We start from the raw sequence: 20930 nt of genomic DNA, 5'->3' as shown, positions 1-20930 counted from the left end.
GGAGATGAAGGTATGAGGACAGGGACCGGCCGGACAGCGCTCGTGGTGCTCGCAGCCCTCGTAGCACCTCTCGTCGTGTGCGCCGCGCTGGCCCCCTTCCGCGCCGACGTCGCCAACACGAACGTCGCGCTCCTCCTGGTGCTGGTCGTCGTGGGCGCGGCGGCCACCGGGCGTCGGCTCGCGGGGATCGGGGCCGCGCTGTCCAGCGGGGTGTGGTTCGACTTCTTCCTCACCGAGCCGTACCAGCAGCTCACCATCACGGACCGCACGGACCTCGAGACCACGGTCCTGCTGCTGCTCGTCGGGGTCGCGGTGACCGAGATCGCCCTGTGGGGCCGCCGTGAGCAGGCGCGATCGAGCCGCCGCGTCGGCTACCTCGCCGGGATCGTCTCGTCGGCCCGCCTGGTCGCCGACGGCACCGCGTCGCCCGCGACCCTCGTCGCGCACGTGCAGCGGCAGATCGTCGACGTCCTGGACCTCGACGAGTGCCGCTTCGACACGAGCACGGGCGGCGCCCACCCGCGCCTGCACGAGGACGGCAGCGTGACCCGCGGGTCCCAGGTGCTCGACGTGGAGCGTGACGGCCTGCCCACCGACGACCGTGTCGAGCTCCTCGTCGAGCACGCGGGCGTCGTCCGTGGCAGGTTCCTCCTCGACGCGACGACCCGGGTCCGGCGCCCGGACCTCGACCAGAGAGTCATCGCCGTGACGCTCGCGCAGCAGGTCGGATCGGCGCTCGCCGCGACACGCGCCACCGATCGATAGGTCCGGCACGCCGCCTCCCGTCACCGCTCGACGTCCTCGGTCGCTGCTCGACCTCCTCGGTCACCGCTCGATGTCCTCGAGCGCCACGCACGACACGCACGGCACGGCGAGCAGGTCATGACGCCTCAGGTCGGCCGGCAGGCGGACGAGCAGGTCCAGGGCACCTGACCGGTCGGGACGCAGGTGGTACCGGCGGGTGCGTCCCGATCCAGAGCGCCCCAGCAGCCGCACCGCGGAGAGCACCGGCGAGCATCCTTCGAGCTCGGCGTCCACCCACACCTCGCGCGGGCAGTGCAGCGGCGGGACGACGGCGTCGACCCGGACCACGACGAACGTCACGGACCGCGCCGGCGCACCGGGGCCGGCACCGGTCTTGCCGGACCGGCGTGGACCGGCACCGGCCAGGCCGGTGCCGGCCCGGCCGGACATGCCCGGCCCGGACCTGCCCGGACCGTCGGCCGCAGCCCCCGAGAGGACCACCGGCGTGCCGACGGTGCGCGCGAGGTCCGTGAGCGACGTCCCCGAGACCAGGACGTCGCCCGGCACGACGAGCGTCCGGTCCGTCCACGGTGGTGTCCGCGACGCCCGCAGGGCGGCGGCCCGTGCGGAGATCATGGTGTGCAGGAGCGTCATGACGGGGTCACGTCCCCGCGCAGGACCGGCGCATCGGTCCGACCGGGTGCGCGCCGGACGTCCCGGAGAGCGACCTGCCCCCGGCACGGGACCGCGAGCAGGTCTCCGACGCGCAGGTCCAGGGGCACGGTGAGGGCGCCGGGGCCCCGACCACCCGTGACCACGGCACGCACGGGTCGGGCGCTCGACGCGCGCCCGACGAGGCGGGCCTGCGCCCAGCGCGCCGGCAGGGGGTCGATGTCGGCGTCGAGCCCCACCTCGAGGCCGGCGGCGCCGACGTCGCGCACGTCCGTCACGGCGGCGACGACGACGGTCCCCATGCGTCCGCCCGCGGACCGCGGGCCGCAGGCCTGCGCGACGTGGACGCACGGCGTGCCGCACAGCGCGGCCAGGTGCGCGAGGGACACGCCGGCGACCAGGACGTCCGTGACGGTCGCTCGGGTCGCGGCGGGCCAGGAGTCGGTCGCGAGCGGATCGGGGATGCTCGCACGGAGCGTGGGGAGGATCGTCGTCAGCGTCATGCTCCGGGTCTACGCGGCGAGCCCGCCCGTCGTCCCCCGTCTTGACGGGACCCTGACGGGAACCTCTGCGATCTTGACGGATCACGGACGGACACCGGCGCCCTCGGCGCCCTAGCGTTGCCGCATGCCTCCTCGACACAACCCGTTCGGTCAGCTCCTCGTCGCTCTCGTGACCCCGTTCACGCCCGACGGCGAGGTGGCCTGGGCGGATCTCGCCCGGCACGTCGACGCCGTGGTGGCCGGAGGGGCCGACGGCGTCGTGGTCGCGGGCACGACCGGGGAGTCCAGCACGCTCACCGACCACGAGAAGGTCCGAGTCGTCGAGGTCGCCCGGGAGGCGGTCGCGGGCCGCGCGACGGTCGTGGCCGGCGGCGGGGCCGGCGACACCGCCCACGCGATCATGCACTTCCGGGCGTGCGAGGCCGCGGGCGCCGACGGGATCATGGTCTCCGCACCCGAGTACGTCCGGCCCAGCCAGCTGGGCGTCCTCGCGCACGTGCGGGCGGTGGCCGACGCGACCGACCTTCCTGTCATGCTCTACGACGTCCCGGCGCGCACGGGTGTGGGTCTCGACCTCTCCACGCTGCTGCTGGCGTCGGCGCACCCGTCCGTCTGCGCGCTCAAGGACGCGGACGGCGACCTCGCGCGCGCGGCGCACCTGATCGAGGCGAGCGACCTGCTCTACTTCGCGGGTTCCGACGCCGCGACCCTGCCGACCCTCGCGATCGACGGTGCAGGAGTGGTGAGCGTCGCGGCCAACGTCTCCCCCGTCGGCTACCGGCAGCTGCTCGACGCCGTCGCCGCAGGCGACCTCCGCGCCGCGGCCTCGGCCCACCGGCGCCTCGAACCGCTCGCCCGCGCGCTCACCACGTACGCCCCGCCGGCCGTCGCGACCAAGCTCGTCCTGCACGCGCTGGGCCGGATCGGCAGCCCGCGCGTGCGCCTGCCCCTCGTGGGCCCCGAGCCCCTCGCGGTCGACGCGGTGCGTCGCGAGCTGGACCGCGTCCGCTCGCTCCCCGACGCCCGCACGACCGGGATCCGTCTCGACGTCGAGGCCGCGACGGGCGGTGCGCTCGCCGCACGGCACGTCGACGCCTGACCACCCGGCCCGACGGCGCCGCTCACCGCGAGGGTGAGCGGCGCCGTCGGGGTGGACGGCACGTCAGATCCCCTGCTCCTCGAGCCACGCGAGGGTCGTGTCGGCGACCTCGGCCCAGCCGTGGTCGATCGTGAGCGAGTGCCCGCGGTCGGGGAACTCGTGGAGGTCGGTCACGGCGTCGGAGTGACGCCGGTAGATCTTGGCCGAGGTCTTGGTGAGCGAGGCGGGCGCGGTGTGGTCCATGCCGCCCGCGACGAACAGCAGCGGGCCGCGGTCGGGGTTCTTCGAGTCGACCTTCGCGGCCGAGTGCGGGAACAGGTTCGCTGCGGCGTCCTCGAAGAGCGGCCGCCCCGGCGAGGGGATGGTCCAGCGCTCGTACAGCTCGGCCGCCTCCTCGTCGGACAGCTCGTTGGCGAACCCGTAGCGGAACTCCTCGGGCGTCAGCGAGACCGAGCCCTTGTAGTGCGCGGGGTTCTTGAGCGCGACGGCCGCGACCTTGAGCGAGCTGGGCGGCAGCAGGATGTTGCCGCGCATGGGTGCGGGGTCGATCGCGATCCCGGCACGCGCGTGCCCCGCGGTGAGGAGGCGCTGGATGATCAGCCCGCCGAACGAGTGCCCGACGACGACCGCCTGGGCCGGCAGCCCGTCGAGGATCTCGACGTAGTGCTCGACGACCTCGTCGATCCCGTACCCGCCGACCGCGTCGGGGTTCGCCCGGGTCTCCTCGACGGTCGCGCCGTCACCGGGCCAGCCCGGCGCGTGGGCGTCGTAGCCTGCGGCGGCGAAGCGCTCGACCCACGGGTTCCAGGAGTCGGCGTGCAGCCACAGCCCGTGGACGAACACCACGGGGGTGGGGGTGGTTCCTCCGGGGGTCCGTGCGGTTCCTTCTGCGGTCACGGTCCAGCTCCTTGCCCGACGGCGCCGCGCACCACCGAGCCTGGGCTCGCTTCGCGCACGGGTCCCGTCATGGTCGCGTCGGATGGTGATCCCAGGGTGCGCCCGGTCAGGGACACGCGCATCCCGTGTCTCGGAGGTGACGGTGCGCCGATCCTGGCGGGGTCGCGGTCAGTCCACCCGGTGGACGGCGGGCGGGGTCCACGTGCCGTCGAGGACGGGGGTCGCGGGCCAGTAGGCGCGGACGTAGAGCGAGAACGGGCCGCCCGGCGTGGGGAGCCAGTTCGCGCGGTGGACCGGGTCGGCGGGTTCGTCGGTCTGGACGTGGATCGTCAGGGAACCGTCCTGGTCGAGGTGGAGGTCCTTGTTCTTGGTGCCGACCGAGAACCGGTCGATGGGGTTGGCGACGAAGAAGTGGTGCTCGTTGTAGATCGAGAGCGACCAGAAGCCGTGCACGGGTGGCGTGCCGCCCGCCGCGAACGTCACGGTGTACCGGCGGTCGCTGCTCAGGCGCTGCCCGTCAACGTCGAGATCCTGGTAGAAGTACTTGGTCTCGGCCGGGGAGTTGACCAGGATGTTCGACTTCGAGACCGCGGTGCGCGTGTAGTAGTCGACGCCGAAGGCCGACTCGTTGGAGATCGTGGTCCAGTGGTCGGGCAGGGGCTGGCCGTAGCTGCGGAACTGGAAGAGCGGCTGGACCAGCTCCACGTCGGCCTCGTGGGCACCCGCGGTCATGGCGGCCCTGAGCTCGGGGTCCCGCGAGGCCGCGTCGAGGACCGCGAGCACCTGGGCGTAGCGGGCCTCCTCGCCGGGCAGCGGCGGGGCGTCGGCCAGGACCGCCGGGAGCTCGTCGACGAAGCGGTCGGGGAAGACCCACCGCGTCTCCTCGTCGCTCATGGGCGGGCCGGGGAGCTGCGGGATGCCGGCCCAGTCGATGTGCTTCACCACGCCGTCGTACTGGTCGAGCGGGTACATCATGACGCCCGGGAGCACCGCCTGGATCGCGGCCCGGTCCTCGGCGGTGTCGTCCTGGAAGATGCGTGGACCGACCAGCCCGGTGCTCGTCGTGGAGCGGAACACGCGGGTGATCCCGGGCGGGACGTCGCCGTCCCACGCGGGGCCCACGAGCAGGTAGAAGCCGGGCGTCGTGGCGTACATCGACCCGAGCTGGACGAAGCTGTCGGTGCGCAGGTCCACGACCTGGTAGACCCAGAACCGGTCGCCGAAGTCGGGCACCTGGAGCACGACCGGGGACACGTCGAGCCCGATCGCCCCGATCCCGTAGACGACGTCCTGGTTGGGGCAGGCCACGGCCCGCTCGCGCGGGTCGACGTAGTCGGTGAGCATCGCGAACTGGTTGAGCGGTGCCTCGATCAACGGGCCGACGTGCGCGAGGCCGGTGACCGAGGCGAAGTGCAGCCGGCGGTTGTAGACGTTGACCAGCGGCCATGCCCAGAAGTACGCGTCCCGCCCGACGTGGCGCGCGTAGGCGGGGGTGATGCGCACACGTGCGTCCGGCGCGGGCGGCATCGCGCGCCCCCATGACGGTGAGGGCGGCACCGGCACGGCGACACCCCCGGTCGCGGGGGGTGCGGTCCTCGGGGTCGTCTCGGCTGTGCTCACGATGCCTCCTGGGCTCGATGCGACTCGTCGTGCCCATGGTCGCCGCCCGGTCCGCGGACCGCACCCGCAACGGCCCGCAACGGCTCACCGAGGGGGCGGGAGCCCGCCGAGCCCCCGCCCTGACGATGCACACGAAGGTCGAGACGGACGGATGAGCGGTCCGGCGACGATCGGACGATGGGGAGCCCCCGGCCCGGGCGGGACCGTGGAGACGTCGAGAACGCCACCACCCGAGGAGCCAGACCATGAGGACCACCCGAGTCGTCACCAGCACCGTCGTCAGCGCAGCGCTCGTGCTCGGAGGTGGTGCGACCGCCTTCGCAGCCGACGACACGGCGCCGGACACGTCCGCGTCCGAGCAGACCGCACCGACACCTGCCCCCGCGGACGAGGCCCCGGCAGCGGACGCCCCCGAGGCTCCCGCCTCGGCGCCGGCAGCGGCTGCGGGCCCCGCCGCCACGGCCCCGGCGGGCCCCTCGACCGGGTCGACAGCCTCGGCCGCGACCGGTGCCCCCGCCGCGGTCGAACCTGCGCCGCCACCCGACCAGGCCCGCACCCTTGCGGCCGGGCCGGCGATCTCGCTGGGCACGCTGACCCTGACGAACCCCGCCAGGGCTGCGTCCTGGGACGCCGACGTCCAGGGCTGGGTCAGGTCGCAGGGCTACCCCACCGCGACGATCACGAGCACCTCCTTCGCCTGGGGGTACGACGGCGGATCGTTCATCGCGGTGTCGAACCTGGGCCCCACGCTGCGGTTCTCGCCCTACTTCCCCGACACCTACGTCGGCTACAAGTACATGACGGTCGTCGCCACGGCCTCGACGGGCCAGACCTACCGCTTCCAGATCGACATGATCACGTCGATGCACGACACGACGTCGGTCCAGGCGATCGGGTACGCCGACCAGCCCATGACGTGGAAGCTGTCCGACCACTACCCCGTCCCCCAGAGGCAGGACGGCTCGTCCACCCCGTCCTCGTCGTACGTCACGACCTACGCCAAGCCCCGCATCGGCACGGCGACGGTCGGGGCCGACGGCGACACCTGGACGTACGACTCGGCCGGGGTGGGCGGCGTCGAGTCGTTCGTCCTGCAGAGCGCGATCGACGGCTCGTCCTTCACGGTGCCGGTGTACCTCAGCCGACTCGGCCGCCCGGCCTTCGGGGACGACGCCGCGAGCACGGTGTCGAGCACGTCCGTCGAGATCCCGTACGCCGCGAACGACACGTCGGGCAAGGAGAACTGGAACACCTCGTTCACCTTCACCACACCGGGCCACGGTTCGGTGACCGTCGGCTACGTGGGTGGCCGCTCGGTCTTCACCTACGTCCCCGAGGACGGCTTCGCGGGCGTCGACACCTTCACGTACACGGGCGTCGACCGACTCGGGACCTCGACCACCGCGACCGTGTCGGTCACGGTCGGCGCAGCGGTCGACGACCACGCCACGACGCAGGCCTCCACCCCTGTCACGGTCGACGTGCTCGCGAACGACTCGTACGCGCCCGTCGACGGCACGATCACCACGACCGTGCCTGGTCACGGCACGGCGACGGTCGTCGACGGCAAGGTCGTCTACACCCCGGCGGACGGCTTCGTGGGCACCGACACCTTCACGTACACCATGACGGGGACCGACGGCCTGAGCACCACCGCGGTCGTGGTCGTGGACGTCACGGCGGCTCCTGCGGTCGACCCGAGGACCGGTGACGACCCCGTCGACCCCGTCACGCCGGTGGACCCGTCGACCCCCGTGCTGCCCTCGGCACCTGGGTTCCCGGCGGGCCCGACGTCAGCCCTCCCCACGGCACCCGCCGCGACCGGCGGACCGGCGGGGGCGTTCCCGGTGAGCCACGTGGTGCGCCGCGCCTCCTCCGCTGGTCGCCTTGCCCGCACGGGCGTCGACGCCGGCGCGCTCGTCGCGCTGGCCGGCCTGCTCACCGCGGCAGGAGCGGCGGCGGTCGCGCTGCGCCGGAGGTTCGCCACCGACGACGAGTGACCGCGAGCCGTCGGCGGCCCGCCCCCCCGGGGGGGGGCGCCCCCCTCTCCGGCGTGTCGTCCCTGCCTGCCGGCTCGACCGAGCCGGGCGGCCGGCGGGTCGGCCGGCCGGCGACGCCCGCGGCCCTGCCCGAGCGCTCGCGTGCCGACCCGTCAGACGTCGAGCAGGTCCGGGCTCAGGCCGGCCTCGGTGTCCGGGATGCCGAGGTCGGCCGCCCGCTTGTCGGCGGTCGACAGCAGCCTGCGGATGCGACCCGCCACGGCGTCCTTGGTCAGCGGCGGCTCGGCGAGCTGCCCCAGCTCCTCGAGCGAGGCCTGCTTGTGGGCGAGGCGCAGCTCCCCCGCCTCCCGGAGGTGGTCCGGCAGGTCCGGGCCCAGGATCTCGAACGCGCGCTCGACGCGGGCCCCGGCCGCCACCGCGGCCCGGGCCGACCGGCGCAGGTTGGCGTCGTCGAAGTTCGCGAGGCGGTTCGCCGTCCCGCGGACCTCGCGGCGCTGGCGCCGCTCCTCCCAGACGACCACGGTCTCGTGGGCCCCCAGGCGGGTCAGCATCGCGCTGATCGCCTCGCCGTCCCGGATCACGACCCGGTCGACACCACGGACCTCGCGTGCCTTCGCGGCGATCCCCAGCCGGCGGGCGGCACCGACGAGCGCGAGCGCGGCCTCGGGCCCGGGGCACGTCACCTCGAGGGCCGACGAGCGTCCGGGCTCGGTCAGCGAGCCGTGCGCGAGGAAGGCGCCGCGCCACGCCGCCTCCGCCTCCCCGACCCCGGCGGAGACGACCTGCGGGGGCAGCCCGCGCACCGGACGACCACGGTTGTCGAGCAGACCCGTCTGCCGGGCGAGCGACTCACCGTCCTTGACGACCCGCACGACGTACCGGCTGCTGCGGCGCAACCCCCCGGCCGAGACCACGATCAGCTCGCTCGTGTGGCCGTACACGTCGCTGATCGTCTGCCGGAGCCGACGTGCGGCGATCGCCGTGTCCAGCTCCGCCTCGATCACGATGCGCCCCGAGATGATGTGCAGCCCTCCCGAGAACCGCAGCGTGGCAGAGACCTCCGCCTTGCGGCAGGAGGTCTTGTCCACCTTGAGTCGCGCGAGCTCGTCCTTCACCTGTGCCGTCAACGCCATGGCGACATCCTCCCATCAACGAGCAACGATCGTGACCGCCTTCTGCCAGGAGACGCCCCTCGGCACGGCTCCGTGCCGACAGCACGGCCAATCCCTCGTCCGACCGCATAGGGCACGGGGGGCCGTGTCGCAGCCCCGGGACGAGCGGTCGTGACAGCGGCCCGCTCGCACTGGTTCGTCCTTGCTCGCGCTCCTCAGCCCGGTGCGGTCCCCACGTCCCCCAGGACCCCGTCGAAGACGTCGCGCAGCGCAGCCGCGAGCCGCAGCGCGTCGTGCCGCGGCGTGCCGTCCGAGCGGCCCACCTGACGCAGCAGCAGCCGGGCGCCCGTGCGGGCCGCCTCGTCCGCGAGCAGACCCACGTCGTCGACCGCGCTCGGGTCCGCGATCACCGCGTCGATGCGCAGGCTGGGTGCGTGCTTGTGCAGCGCCTCGAGGTGGTCGGTCGCGGTCATGCCGTAGGTCTCGCCCGAGGTGTTCGAGAGGTTGAGGACGACGCAGCGCCGGGCCGTCGTCTCGTGCAGCGCGTGCGCGAGCTCGGGGACGAGCAGGTGAGGCATGACCGAGGAGTACCAGGAGCCCGGTCCGAGGAGCACCCAGTCGGCCCCCTTGACGGCGTCCACGGCCTCGGGGCAGGCCGGCGGGTCAGGAGGTACGAGCCGCAGCTGCTCGATGCGGTCGTGCGTCACCGCGACCTGGCTCTGCCCGACGATCGTCGAGAGGCCCTCGTCCGTCCGCACGTCGACCTCGATGCCGAGGGGCACCGCGGCCATGGGCAGGACCCGCCCCCGGGCACCGAGGAGCTTGCCGACCCAGTCGAGGCCCGCGACCGGGTCGTCGAGAAGCTCCCACAGCGCGACGATCAGGAGATTGCCGACCGCGTGCTGGTCGAGGTCCCCGCTCGAGGAGAACCGGTGCTGCAGGACCGAGCTCCACGTCCGGCCCCACTCCGAGTCGTCGCACAGGGCCGCGAGCGCCATGCGCAGGTCGCCGGGCGGGAGCACACCGAGCTCGGTGCGCAGGCGCCCGGAGGACCCGCCGTCGTCGGCGACCGTCACGACGGCCGTGATGCGGTCGGACATGAGGCGCAGCGCCGAGAGCGTCGCGGACAGGCCGTGCCCGCCGCCGAGCGCGACGACTGCCGGGTTCACGAGGGTCACGACTACTCCTTGCCGAGATCGCGGGCCGTCACGGTGACGCGCTGCCCCTCGGCGCGCAGCCGCTGGGCGAGCACCTCGGAGATGGCGACCGAACGGTGCTTGCCGCCTGTGCAGCCCACGGCGATGGTCACGTACCGCTTCTCCTCGGCCAGGTAGCCGGCCAGGACGGGTTCGAGCGCGCTGACGTACCGGTCGACGAACTCGAGGGCCCCCGGGCGGGCCAGGACGTAGTCGCGCACGGGCTGGTCCCGTCCGGTGAGGTGCCTGAGCTCCGTGATCCAGTAGGGGTTCGCGAGGAACCGCATGTCGACGACGTGGTCCGCGTCGAGCGGGATCCCGTACTTGAACCCGAACGAGACCACGTTGATGCGCAGCGTGTCGGGCGTCCCCTGGGCGACGGCTGCGCGGACCTCCCGGGCGAGGTCGTGCACGTTGAGCTCCGAGGTGTCGATCACGACGTCGGCGCGCTCCTCGACGCTCGCGACCAGCCGCCTCTCCTCCGCGATCCCGTCCAGGATGCGTCCGTTGCCCTGCAGCGGGTGCGGTCGCCGGACCTGCTCGTAGCGGCGCACGAGGACCTCGTCGGACGCGTCGAGGAACAGGATCCGGTAGAAGACCCCGGCGTCCCGCAGGTGCTTGAGGACGTCGAGGAGGTCCGCGAAGAAGCCGCCCCCGCGCACGTCGACGACGGCCGCGATCCGCTGCACGCTCGAACCTGACCGGGTCATCATGTCGACGAGCGGCACGAGCATGCGCGGCGGCATGTTGTCGACGACGTACCAGTCCAGGTCCTCGAGCACCGCGGCCGCGCGCGAGCGCCCGGCGCCCGACATCCCGGTGATCACCAGGACCTCGGCGTCGGACCGCTCGGGGGCGTGCGTGGTCGCCTCGATCGCGGGGATGCCCTGAGGGACGGTCGTCGGGGAGGGTTCGGTGCTCATGTCACCAGCATGCCAGCCGGGGCGCGGCGCCCCGGGGCGGTCGGCCACGTCGCGTGTCCCGGGCGTGTCCGCCCTGCGGCCCACGAAGCCCGACGACGCCGCGCACCCCGCGCTGAGCGGTCCCTGCGGGCGAGGACCCACCCCGGGAGGTCATGCCGGCGCCGGCTCGTCGGACGTGCCGGTCGCGGGAGCGGCGGGCTCGGGGGTCCCGGTCGGGGCGCCGTCGGCCGTCGCCCCGGTGGCGGGTGGCGGGGTCGTGGGGCCGAGCGCCGAGACGACCGCCGCCGCGGTCGCGGCTCCCATGCCGGGGACCGTCGCGATCTCCTCGGCCGACGCGGCACGCAGGCGCTTGAGCGAGCCGAAGTGGGTGAGCAGCGCCTTCTTGCGCGCGGGCCCGAGGCCCGGGACGTCGTCCAGGACCGAGACAGTCATGGCCTTGCCGCGCTTCTTGCGGTGGTAGGAGATCGCGAACCGGTGGGCCTCGTCCCGGACCCGCTGGAGCAGGTACAGGCCCTCGGAGCTGCGCTGCAGGATCACGGGGTAGTCCTCCCCCGGCAGCCAGACCTCCTCGAGCCGCTTCGCGAGCCCGCAGAGCGCGACGTCGTCGATCCCGAGCTCCGCGAGGGCCCGGGCGGCCGCCGCGACCTGGGGCGGGCCGCCGTCGACCACGACGAGGTTGGGCGGGTAGGCGAAACGGGCGGCGCGACCCGCAGGGGCGTCCGCGCCCACCTCGCCCGATCGCGGGACGTAACCTGCGGCGACGGCGTCCGCGTCGCTCGCGGTGTCGTCGTCGGCCCCCAGGTCCATCTCGACGTCCGTGGCCTGGGAGCGGTCCGCGAGGTAGCGCTTGAAGCGGCGCGTGATGACCTCGTGCATGGCCGCGGTGTCGTCGCGGGCACCCAGCCCCTCCGGGCCGCGGATCGCGAAGTGACGGTACTCGCTCTTGCGCGCGAGCCCGTCCTCGAAGACGACCATGGAGGCGACCTGGTGCGTGCCCTGCGTGGTCGACACGTCGTAGCACTCGATGCGCAGCGGCGCGGTGTCGAGGCCCAACGCCTCCTGGATCTCGCGCAGGGCCTGGCTGCGCGTGGTCAGGTCGCCCGCGCGACGCGTGCGGTGCAGCGCGAGGGCGTGCTCGGCGTTCTTGTGCACCGTCGCCGCGAGCTCGCGCTTGTCGCCCCGCTGGGGCACCCGCACGTCGACCTTGGCGCCGCGCAGGCCCGTGAGCCACGCTACGACCTGCTCGGTGTCGGGCGGCGGGACCGGGACGAGGACCTCCCGGGGGACGACGCTCGACGACGGGGTCGAGGAGTCGCCGAGGGCTTCGTCGACCGAGCCGTAGACCTGCTGCAGGAGGTGCTCGACGAGCTCGGCGTCGGTCACGTCCTCGACCTTCTCGACGATCCAGCCGCGCTGGCCGCGGATACGGCCACCGCGCACGTGGAAGACCTGCACCGCGGCCTCGAGCTCGTCGCCCGCGAGCGCGAAGATGTCCGCGTCGGTGGCGTCGCCGAGCACGACCGCGTTCTTCTCCATGGCCCGCTCGAGAGCCAGGATGTCGTCGCGCAGGCGGGCGGCCTGCTCGTACTCCATGGCGGCTGCCGCTTCCTTCATCTTCGCCTCGACCCGGCGGATGAACTTCGCGGTGTCGCCCGCCATGAAGTCGCAGAAGTCCTCGGCGAGCGCGTGGTGGTCCTCGGGCGTGATGCGTCCCACGCAGGGCGCCGAGCACTTGTCGATGTAGCCGAGCAGGCAGGGGCGCCCCGTCTGCTGGGCCCGCTTGAACACGCCCGCCGAGCAGGTGCGGACCGGGAAGACCCGCAGCAGCAGGTCGAGCGTCTCGCGGATCGCCCACGCGTGCCCGTAGGGCCCGAAGTAGCGGGTCCCGGGACGCTTGGCGCCGCGCATGACCTGGGCGCGCGGGAACTGCTCCCCCAAGGTCACCGCGAGGTACGGGTAGGACTTGTCGTCGCGATACTTGACGTTGAACCGCGGGTCGAACTCCTTGATCCACGAGTACTCGAGCGCGAGGGCCTCGACCTCGGTGCCCACGACCGTCCACTCGACCGATGCGGCCGTCGTGACCATCGTCTGGGTGCGGTAGTGGAGGTTCGACAGGTCCTGGAAGTAGCTGCCGAGGCGCGCACGCAGGTTCTTCGCCTTGCCGACGTAGATGACGCGCCCGTGCTCGTCGCGGAAGCGGTACACGCCCGGCGACGTGGGGATCTCCCCCGGTGCGGGGCGGTACGAGGACGGATCAGCCATGTCCGCCAGCCTAGGACAGCGCACCCACAGTCAGGACCCCCGGCGACGCGCCTCACGTGACGCCCGTCACACACGAACGGTCGACCGCCGCTAGGGTGACCGCATGGGCGCCCTTCACTCCTACGCCGCGACCGTCCGCTGGACGGGCGCAGGCCAGACCGGAACCACCACCTACACCGCGTACAGCCGCGACCACGACGTCGACCTGGCCGGGCGTCCGACGCTGCCCGGTTCGGCCGATCCCGCCTTCCGCGGCGACCCGAGCCGGTACAGCCCCGAGGAGCTGTTCGTCGCGAGCCTGTCGCAGTGCCACATGCTGTGGTTCCTCCACCTCGCGTCGGCTGCGGGAGTCGTCGTGCGCGACTACACGGACGAGGTGACGGGCACCATGCGGGTCGAGTCCGCCGGGGCAGGTCAGTTCACGGACGTCACTCTGCATCCGCACGTCGTGGTCGACGACGGCCCCGAGGTCACCGAGGCAGCCGTCGCCGAGATCCACCGCCGCGCGCACGACCACTGCTTCCTGGCGCGCTCGGTGAACTTCCCCGTGCTCCTCGAACCCGCGCCGCTGCGCACGCACGCGGCCTGAGCACACGACGGGGCACGCGGCCTGGCTCGGCGACACCGGGCCGAAGGCAGCCCTCAGCCGTCCGCGGCCGGGGCCTTCTTCGGGGCGACCGCGGCAGTGACCGAGGCGGTGCTCTCCTTCGCCGCAGCCGTCGTGGACGACTTGCGGGCAGCGGTCTTGCGCGATGCCTTCGCCGCCGTCCCCTTGCCCGCCCCGGCCGTGGCGGCAGGTGACTTCTTGGGCAGAGGGGCGACCGGGATGGGGTCGCCCGTGAGGACCTCGGCGAGGAAGCGGCCCGTGTGGCTCGCGGGGACCGCGGCCACCTGCTCGGGCGTGCCCTCGGCGATGACACGGCCGCCGCCGGACCCGCCTTCGGGACCCATGTCGATGACCCAGTCGGCATTCTTGATGACGTCCAGGTTGTGCTCGATCACGAGTACCGAGTTGCCCTTGTCGACGAGCGACTGGAGGACAGCGAGGAGCTTGCGGATGTCCTCGAAGTGCAGGCCCGTCGTGGGCTCGTCGAGCACGTAGATCGTCCGCCCCGTCGAGCGCTTCTGCAGCTCGCTCGCGAGCTTGACGCGCTGCGCCTCGCCTCCCGAGAGCGTGGGCGCGGGCTGCCCCAGGCGCACGTAGCCGAGGCCGACCTCGGACAAGGTCTTCAGGTGCCGCGAGATCGTCGGGACCGCGGCGAAGAACTCCGACGCCTCCTCGATGGGCATGTCGAGGACGTCCGCGACGGTCTTGCCCTTGAAGTGCACCTCGAGCGTCTCGCGGTTGTACCGCGCGCCGTGGCAGACCTCGCACGGGACGTAGACGTCCGGCAGGAAGTTCATCTCGATCTTGATGGTGCCGTCGCCCGAGCACGCCTCGCAGCGGCCGCCCTTGACGTTGAACGAGAACCGGCCGGGCGTGTAACCCCGGACCTTGGCCTCGCTCGTCTCGGCGAAGAGCTTGCGCACGTGGTCCCAGACGCCGGTGTACGTCGCGGGGTTGGACCGCGGGGTGCGACCGATCGGTCCCTGGTCGACGTGGACCACCTTGTCGAGGTTCTCGAGCCCCGTGATGCGGCGGTGGCGACCCGCGACCTGGCGTGCGCCGTTGAGCTCGTTGGCCAGCACGGTGTAGAGGATCGAGTTGACCAGCGTGGACTTGCCGGAGCCCGAGACCCCGGTGACGGCGGTCAGCGTGCCGAGCGGGAAGCTCACGTCGATGCCCTCGAGGTTGTGCTCGCGAGCGCCGATGACCGTGACCCGACGGTCCTTGTCCACAGGGCGACGGGCGGCGGGCAGCGGGATGCTGCGGCGTCCGGCGAGGTACGCGCCCGTGACGGACTCGGGCGCCTCCAGGAGACCCGCGTAGTCGCCGGAGTGGATGACGCGCCCACCGTGCTCGCCCGCACCAGGACCGATGTCGACGATCCAGTCGGCGGCCCGGATGGTGTCCTCGTCGTGCTCGACGACGATGAGCGTGTTCCCGAGGTCCCGCAGCCGCGTGAGGGTGTCGATGAGCCGACGGTTGTCCCGCTGGTGCAGGCCGATGCTCGGCTCGTCGAGGACGTACAGGACGCCGACGAGCCCCGAGCCGATCTGGGTCGCGAGACGGATGCGCTGCGCCTCGCCGCCCGAGAGGGTCCCGGCCGGGCGCTCGAGCGAGAGGTAGTCGAGGCCGACGTCGAGCAGGAACCCGAGCCGGGCGTCGATCTCCTTGAGGACCTCGGTCGCGATGGCCTTCTGGCGCGTGCCGAGCTCGAGCGACCCGAGGAAGGCCGCGGCCTCGCGCAGCGGGAGCCGGCAGACCTCGGCGATCGACTTGTCGCCCACCTTGACTGCGAGGACCTCGGGCTTGAGACGCGTGCCCTGGCACACCGGGCACGGCGTCTCGCGCATGTACGCCTCGTACTTCTCCTTGGACCACTCGGACTCGGTCTCGCCGTGTCGGCGCTCCAGGAACGTCACCACGCCCTCGAAGCCGGTCGAGTACTGACGCTCGCGCCCCCAACGGTTCTTGTACCGGACGTGCACCTCGTGATTCTGCCCGTACAGCACGGCCTGCTGGGCGCGCTGGGGCAGCGCGCGCCACGGCACGTCCATGGAGAAGCCGAGGTCCGAGGCCAGGGCCGTCAGGACACGGGTGAAGTACTCCGACGAGATCTGCGCCCAGGGCGCGACGGCGCCCTCGGCGAGGGACTTCTCGTCGTCCGGGACGACGAGGTCCGGGTCCACCTCGAGGCGGAAGCCGATGCCCGTGCACTCGGGGCACGCACCGTAGGGGGCGTTGAACGAGAAGGTGCGGGGCTCGATCTCGTCGAGCGTGAGCTCGTGGTCGTTGGGGCACGCACGCTTCTCGGAGAAGCGTCGTTCGCGCTGCGGGTCGTCCGCGTCGGCGTCGACGAGCTCGACGACGACGAGCCCCCCGGCCAGCCCGAGAGCAGTCTCGACCGAGTCCGTGAGCCGGCGCTGGACGCCCTCTCGCGAGACGAGGCGGTCGATCACGACCTCGATGTCGTGCTTGAGCTTCTTCTCGAGCGCGGGAGGATCCGTGAGCTGGACGACCTCCCCGTCCACGCGGGCGCGTGCGAAGCCCTTGGACTGCAGCTCCTTGAAGAGCTCGCCGTACTCCCCCTTGCGCCCGCGCACCACGGGAGCGAGGACCTGGTAACGGGTCCCCTCGGGCAGCTCGAGGAGGCGGTCGACGATCTGCTGCGGCGTCTGCGCCTGGACCTTCTCCCCGCAGACCGGGCAGTGCTGGGTCCCGGCGCGCGCGAAGAGCAGGCGCAGGTAGTCGTAGACCTCGGTGATGGTGCCCACGGTCGACCGCGGGTTGCGGTTGGTCGACTTCTGGTCGATCGACACCGCGGGCGACAGCCCCTCGATGAAGTCGACGTCCGGCTTGTCCATCTGCCCGAGAAACTGGCGGGCGTACGCGGACAGCGACTCGACGTAGCGGCGCTGCCCCTCGGCGAAGATCGTGTCGAACGCGAGGGAGGACTTTCCGGACCCGGAGAGACCCGTGAAGACGATGAGCTGGTCCCTCGGCAGGTCGAGGTCGACGTTGCGGAGGTTGTGCTCACGGGCACCAGCGATGACAAGGCGGTTGCTCACCGAAGCATCGTATGCCTCGCCCCTGACATTCGCACACCTGTTCGACCACCGGTCGCCCGTCCGACGGCCCGAGCAGCCCGGCGACCGCCGTGGACGCCCGCACGTCGCCCCCGTGAGCAGCGGAGTCACGGCCGCGACCACCGTGCCAGACTCGGCACGAGAGGCTCGTCACACCGGCGGCCCGTCGTCCGCCAGGACGGCACCCAGCACAGCGAGGAGATCGGCGTGGGATACACCGGCGACGTCACGGTCGGAGGGCCGAGCGACCTGCGGCTCCTGGACGAGATCGCGATCCGCAAGCTCGCCGTCGGGCCGTCCGAGAACGACGCCTACCTCCTGACGTGCCGCAGGAGCGGCGCCCAGCTCCTCGTCGACGCGGCGGCCGAGCCCGACCGGCTCCTCGAGCTCGTCCGGGAGGGCTCGCCGACGGCCCGCCTCGACCTCGTCGTCACGACGCACCGGCACCTCGACCACATCGGGGCGCTCGCCTCGATCGGGGCCGCATCAGGCGCGCAGCTCGCGGCCGGGGCGCCGGACGCGGACGCCGTCGCCGAGGCGACCGGCACCACCGTCTCGCGCCCCCTGCACGACGGCGACACGATCGTCCTCGGCCACCTCACCCTCGAGGTGATCGCCCTGCGCGGCCACACGCCCGGGTCGGTCGCTCTCGCCTACCGCGAGCCCGAGCACGCGAGCGCCCCGGAGGCCGTGCCGGGCCGCGCCCACCTCTTCACCGGGGACTCGCTGTTCCCCGGCGGGGTGGGGAACACCTCGAACGACCCGGAGCGCTTCGCCCAGCTCTACGCGGACGTCACGACCAGGCTCTTCGACCGGTTCGACGACGCCACGTGGGTGTACCCGGGCCACGGCGCCGACACGACTCTCGGCGCGGAGCGACCCCACCTCGACGAGTGGCGCGAGCGCGGCTGGTAGCGGCAGTCGTCGGCGCGTCCCCAGCGACCGTTCCCGAGCCGCACCGCAGCCGAGCCGGAGCCGCGGGCGGACCTCCGGCAGCGCCCGCGCCGGATGATGCTTCAATGTCGCCATGCCGATCTTCGCCGTGACCTACACCTACGCCGACAAGCCCGCCGTCCTGGACGAGTTCCGCCCCGAGCACCGCGCCTTCCTGCGCGGCCTGCTCGACGAGGGCACGCTGCTCGCCTCCGGACCCCTCGCCCAGGACGCTGCGAACCCCGCCGGTGCCCTGCTCCTCGTCGACGCTCCCGACGAGGCGGCGGTCGCGCTGACGTTCGACGCCGACCCGTTCGCTCGTGAGAACGTCATCACGCGTCGCACGGTCCGCCCGTGGGCGCCCGTGATCGGGCCCTGGGCCGACCGCGTCTGACCGTTCGCGGCGTCCCGGACCACCCACCACGAACGCACGAACGGCCCGTCTCCCCGGAGGGAGACGGGCCGTTCGTGTCACGGGGCGAGCGGCACCCGCCGCAGCGGGCCTACGAGGCCGCGTCGACGTCGTCGGGCAGGGAGCGGTCCTTCTGCTGACCACGCGTGCGCAGCAGGCTGGCCACGGTCGTGACCCCGAGCGCACCCAGGATGACCACGAGCGAGAGCCAGATCGGCACCGTCGGGACCGCCTCGATGTGCTGGCCGCCGTTGATGAACGGCAGCGTGTTCTCGTGCAGGGCCTCGAGGATCAGCTTGACGCCGATGAAGCCCAGGATCACCGCCAGCCCGATCGGCAGGTAGACGAGCCGCTCGAGCAGGCCGCCCAGCAGGAAGTAGAGCTGACGCAGCCCCATGAGGGCGAACACGTTCGTCGTGAACACGATGAACGGGTCGTGCGTGAGCCCGAAGATCGCCGGGATCGAGTCGAACGCGAACAGCAGGTCCGTGCTGCCGATCGCGAGGAACACGATCAGCATGGGCGTGAAGAGCCGCTTGCCGTCGACCACGGTCCGCAGCCTGCCGCCGTCGTACGTCGGCGACAGCGGCAGCACCCGGCGCAGCGACCGGATGAGGCGGTTCTCCTGGTACTCCTCCGACTCGTCCCCACCCACGACCAGCTTGATCGCGGTGTAGATCAGGAACGCCCCGAAGAGGTAGAAGACCCAGACGAACTGGGCGATGATCGCGGCGCCCGCGAGGATGAACGCCCCGCGCAGGACGAGCGCCACGATGATCCCCACCATGAGCACCTTCTGCTGGTGCTCCCGCGGCACGGCGAACCTCGTCATGATGATGACGAACACGAAGAGGTTGTCGACCGACAGGCTGTACTCGGTGAGCCAGCCCGCGTAGAACTCGACCGCGGGAGCACTGCCGCCCACGAGGGCGACGAGGCCGCCGAACGCCAGTGCCAGAGCGACGTAGAAAGCCACCCACAGGCCGCTCTCCTTCATCGACGGCACGTGCGGGCGACGGCCCACGATCACCAGGTCGACGAGCAGGAGGACGACGAGGGTCGTCAGGGACGCCGCCTCGAACCAGAACGGCAGCTCGTGCTGCATCAGTAGGTTTCCTTCTCCAGTCGGCGACGGTCGCTCTTGTCCTTGGCGAGGCTCGCGATCGTCGTGATGGCGAGAGTGACGATGATGAAGCTGAGCGAGACGGCCGTCGAGATCTCAGGGATGGCCGTGATGTGCTCGCCGCCGTTGATGAACGGGATCTCGTTCTTGTGCAGCGCGTGGATGAGGAGCTTGATCCCGATGAAGCCGAGGATCGCGGCCAGGCCCCATGCGAGGTACACGAGCCGGTCGAGCAGGCCGTCGATCAGGAAGTAGAGCTGGCGCAAGCCGAGGAGCGAGAACGCGTTGGCCGCGAAGACGAGGAACGTCTCCTGCGTGAGCCCGAAGATCGCGGGGATCGAGTCGACCGCGAAGAGGAGGTCGGCGCTGCCGATCGCGATCATCACGATGAGCATCGGCGTGATGTAGCGCCGGCCGTCGATCTTCGTGAACATCTTGTCCTCGACGTACGCGTCCGTCGTCGGGAAGAGACGACGCGTGAGGCGCAGGACGCCGTTCTCCTTGTACTCCTCGTCGTCGTGCGACCTGGCGCTCTTGATCTGCGCGTACGCGGTGTAGATGAGGAAGGCGCCGAAGATGTAGAAGACCCAGCTGAAGTTCTCGATCAGCGCGGCACCCAGCAGGATGAAGATCGTGCGCAGGACCAGGGCGATCGTGATGCCGATCAGCAGGACCTTCTGCTGGTACAGCCTGGGCACCCGGAAGCTCGTCATGATGAGGACGAACACGAAGAGGTTGTCGACCGACAGGCTCTTCTCGGTGATGTACCCGGCGAAGTACTCGCCGCCGTAGACGGAGCCGAAGTAGGCCCAGATCCCGGCCCCGAAGAGGATCGCGATGCCGACGTAGCCCGCGGACCACCACGAGGCTTCCTTGAGGGTGGGAGCGTGCGGGGTGCGGACGTGGCCCACGAAGTCGAAGGCCAGCATCGCGACGATCATGCCGATCGTCGCGACCCACATCCAGACAGGAACATCCATCACACATACCTCCGGTACGTAGTGTCGAGTACCGAAGGTCTCTTCCGCCCTCACGGTCACCGATGCGCCCGGAGGCGATCGCGAGAGGTGACCGTGCAGGACCGGTGACACCGGGCCGACGACTGCGCCGGCCGTGATGACGACATCACCGTTTCTGGGAATACTCCCCTTCAACTGAGCAAGCATAGGGCATGGCCCGAGGCGAGCTCCCACGCCTTCCACAACGGCTCCGGGGGACGGATCCTTCCCGGGACCGGCGACCCCGTGGCCCGCTCCACCTCACTGCACGCAGAACTCGTTGCCCTCCGGGTCCTGCAGGACGATCCAGAACTCGCCGTTCTCGTCCATCTCCTGGAGCAGCGTCGCCCCCAGCGAGACGAGGCGCGCGGAGTGCGCCCGGACGTTGCGCACCCGCTCGGCCCCCTCTCCCTCGACGCCCACGTCGATGTGCATGCGGTTCTTGGCGGTCTTCGGCTCGGGGACCTGCTGGATGAAGATCCGTGGCCCCACGCCGTCCGGGTCCACGATCGCGGAGAACGCGTTGTACCTGTCCGGGCTCATGCCCCACGCGGCCATGGCGGACTCCCAGTCGGCGAACCCCTCCGGCGGAGACTGCTCGACGTACCCCAGCGCGGCGCACCAGAAGGCCCCGAGGCCTCGCGGGTCCGCCGCGTCGAACGTGATCTGGACCGTGCGTGCCATGGCATCCCTCGTTCCGTCGCCGTCACCGGACCGACGTCGTCGGACCGGGGGTGAAACGC

General features: G+C 72.0%; 19 protein-coding genes. 7 read left to right on the top strand and 12 right to left on the bottom strand.

Features of this window, described 5'->3' with window-relative positions:
• Positions 1-12 precede the first annotated feature (12 nt).
• Positions 13-765, top strand: coding sequence for a DUF4118 domain-containing protein (locus ACFVQ3_RS10385; protein ID WP_387638357.1), 753 nt, complete (start codon positions 13-15; stop codon positions 763-765).
• 60 nt (positions 766-825) lie between these two features.
• Here the strand turns inward: ACFVQ3_RS10385 and ACFVQ3_RS10380 are convergent, their stop codons facing one another.
• Both ACFVQ3_RS10380 and ACFVQ3_RS10375 read right to left on the bottom strand, forming a co-directional pair.
• Complete coding sequence (locus ACFVQ3_RS10380) at positions 826-1398, bottom strand: hypothetical protein (protein ID WP_387638355.1); 573 nt, start codon at positions 1396-1398, stop codon at positions 826-828.
• Positions 1395-1919 carry a hypothetical protein gene (locus tag ACFVQ3_RS10375; protein ID WP_387638353.1) on the bottom strand — a complete coding sequence of 175 codons (525 nt, stop codon included), beginning with the start codon at positions 1917-1919 and terminating at the stop codon, positions 1395-1397. The genes ACFVQ3_RS10380 and ACFVQ3_RS10375 overlap by 4 nt, the downstream gene beginning before the upstream one ends.
• 124 nt (positions 1920-2043) lie before the next feature.
• On the opposite strand from ACFVQ3_RS10375, the gene dapA reads away from it, so the two are divergent.
• A complete protein-coding gene (dapA, locus tag ACFVQ3_RS10370; protein ID WP_387638350.1) occupies positions 2044-3018 on the top strand; it encodes a 4-hydroxy-tetrahydrodipicolinate synthase in 975 nt (324 codons plus the stop codon).
• A gap of 63 nt (positions 3019-3081) precedes the next feature.
• Here dapA and ACFVQ3_RS10365 read toward each other — a convergent pair whose 3' ends face one another.
• Entirely contained in the window at positions 3082-3915 is an 834-nt protein-coding gene (locus ACFVQ3_RS10365; protein WP_387638348.1) for an alpha/beta hydrolase, read from the bottom strand.
• Between the two features lie 168 nt (positions 3916-4083).
• The gene (locus tag ACFVQ3_RS10360; protein ID WP_387638346.1) at positions 4084-5535 is read right to left on the bottom strand and encodes a DUF1254 domain-containing protein; all 1452 of its coding nucleotides are present in this window, start codon (positions 5533-5535) and stop codon (positions 4084-4086) included.
• 17 nt (positions 5536-5552) lie between these two features.
• Between ACFVQ3_RS10360 and ACFVQ3_RS10355 the strand changes: the two genes are divergently transcribed.
• Positions 5553-5690, top strand: coding sequence for a hypothetical protein (locus ACFVQ3_RS10355; protein WP_387638343.1), 138 nt, complete (start codon positions 5553-5555; stop codon positions 5688-5690).
• Positions 5691-5780: 90 nt separating this feature from the next.
• Positions 5781-7535: an Ig-like domain-containing protein gene (locus tag ACFVQ3_RS10350; protein ID WP_387638340.1), complete on the top strand. Its 1755-nt coding sequence runs from the start codon at positions 5781-5783 to the stop codon at positions 7533-7535.
• 152 nt (positions 7536-7687) lie between these two features.
• On the opposite strand, the gene whiA is transcribed toward ACFVQ3_RS10350, so the two are convergent.
• The 4 genes from whiA to uvrC all read right to left on the bottom strand — a co-directional run bounded on the left by whiA (position 7688) and on the right by uvrC (position 13031).
• Positions 7688-8668, bottom strand: a complete 981-nt coding sequence (gene whiA, locus ACFVQ3_RS10345; RefSeq protein ID WP_387638338.1) for a DNA-binding protein WhiA — start codon at positions 8666-8668, stop codon at positions 7688-7690.
• 194 nt (positions 8669-8862) lie between these two features.
• Positions 8863-9816, bottom strand: a complete 954-nt coding sequence (yvcK, locus tag ACFVQ3_RS10340) for a uridine diphosphate-N-acetylglucosamine-binding protein YvcK (protein WP_387638555.1) — start codon at positions 9814-9816, stop codon at positions 8863-8865.
• Between the two features lie 11 nt (positions 9817-9827).
• Positions 9828-10766: an RNase adapter RapZ gene (gene rapZ / locus ACFVQ3_RS10335; RefSeq protein WP_387638335.1), complete on the bottom strand. Its 939-nt coding sequence runs from the start codon at positions 10764-10766 to the stop codon at positions 9828-9830.
• Between the two features lie 150 nt (positions 10767-10916).
• Entirely contained in the window at positions 10917-13031 is a 2115-nt protein-coding gene (gene uvrC, locus ACFVQ3_RS10330; protein ID WP_387638332.1) for an excinuclease ABC subunit UvrC, read from the bottom strand.
• A gap of 103 nt (positions 13032-13134) precedes the next feature.
• Here uvrC and ACFVQ3_RS10325 point away from each other — a divergent pair, with 103 nt between their 5' ends.
• Positions 13135-13620 (top strand): OsmC family protein, encoded by a 486-nt coding sequence (locus tag ACFVQ3_RS10325; protein ID WP_387638329.1) that lies wholly within the window; start codon positions 13135-13137, stop codon positions 13618-13620.
• 53 nt (positions 13621-13673) lie between these two features.
• Here the strand turns inward: ACFVQ3_RS10325 and uvrA are convergent, their stop codons facing one another.
• Complete coding sequence (uvrA, locus tag ACFVQ3_RS10320) at positions 13674-16703, bottom strand: excinuclease ABC subunit UvrA (RefSeq protein WP_387638327.1); 3030 nt, start codon at positions 16701-16703, stop codon at positions 13674-13676.
• 225 nt (positions 16704-16928) lie between these two features.
• On the opposite strand from uvrA, the gene ACFVQ3_RS10315 reads away from it, so the two are divergent.
• Entirely contained in the window at positions 16929-17636 is a 708-nt protein-coding gene (locus tag ACFVQ3_RS10315; RefSeq protein WP_387638324.1) for an MBL fold metallo-hydrolase, read from the top strand.
• 112 nt (positions 17637-17748) lie between these two features.
• Positions 17749-18048, top strand: a complete 300-nt coding sequence (locus ACFVQ3_RS10310) for a YciI family protein (protein WP_387638322.1) — start codon at positions 17749-17751, stop codon at positions 18046-18048.
• A 109-nt stretch (positions 18049-18157) separates the two neighbouring features.
• Here ACFVQ3_RS10310 and ACFVQ3_RS10305 read toward each other — a convergent pair whose 3' ends face one another.
• From ACFVQ3_RS10305 to ACFVQ3_RS10295, 3 genes are all read right to left on the bottom strand, one after another.
• On the bottom strand, positions 18158-19171 hold the full coding sequence (locus ACFVQ3_RS10305) for a TerC family protein (RefSeq protein WP_387638320.1): 1014 nt from the start codon (positions 19169-19171) through the stop codon (positions 18158-18160).
• Positions 19171-20169, bottom strand: coding sequence for a TerC family protein (locus ACFVQ3_RS10300; protein WP_387638318.1), 999 nt, complete (start codon positions 20167-20169; stop codon positions 19171-19173). The genes ACFVQ3_RS10305 and ACFVQ3_RS10300 overlap by 1 nt, the downstream gene beginning before the upstream one ends.
• A gap of 279 nt (positions 20170-20448) precedes the next feature.
• Positions 20449-20871, bottom strand: a complete 423-nt coding sequence (locus tag ACFVQ3_RS10295) for a VOC family protein (RefSeq protein ID WP_387638314.1) — start codon at positions 20869-20871, stop codon at positions 20449-20451.
• Positions 20872-20930 lie beyond the last annotated feature (59 nt).

The sequence above is a fragment of the Oerskovia sp. NPDC057915 genome, assembly GCF_042887685.1.
Lineage (GTDB): Bacteria > Actinomycetota > Actinomycetes > Actinomycetales > Cellulomonadaceae > Oerskovia.
Note: the sequence above shows the minus strand (reverse complement) of the source record. Positions and strands in the feature narration are given on the sequence as shown.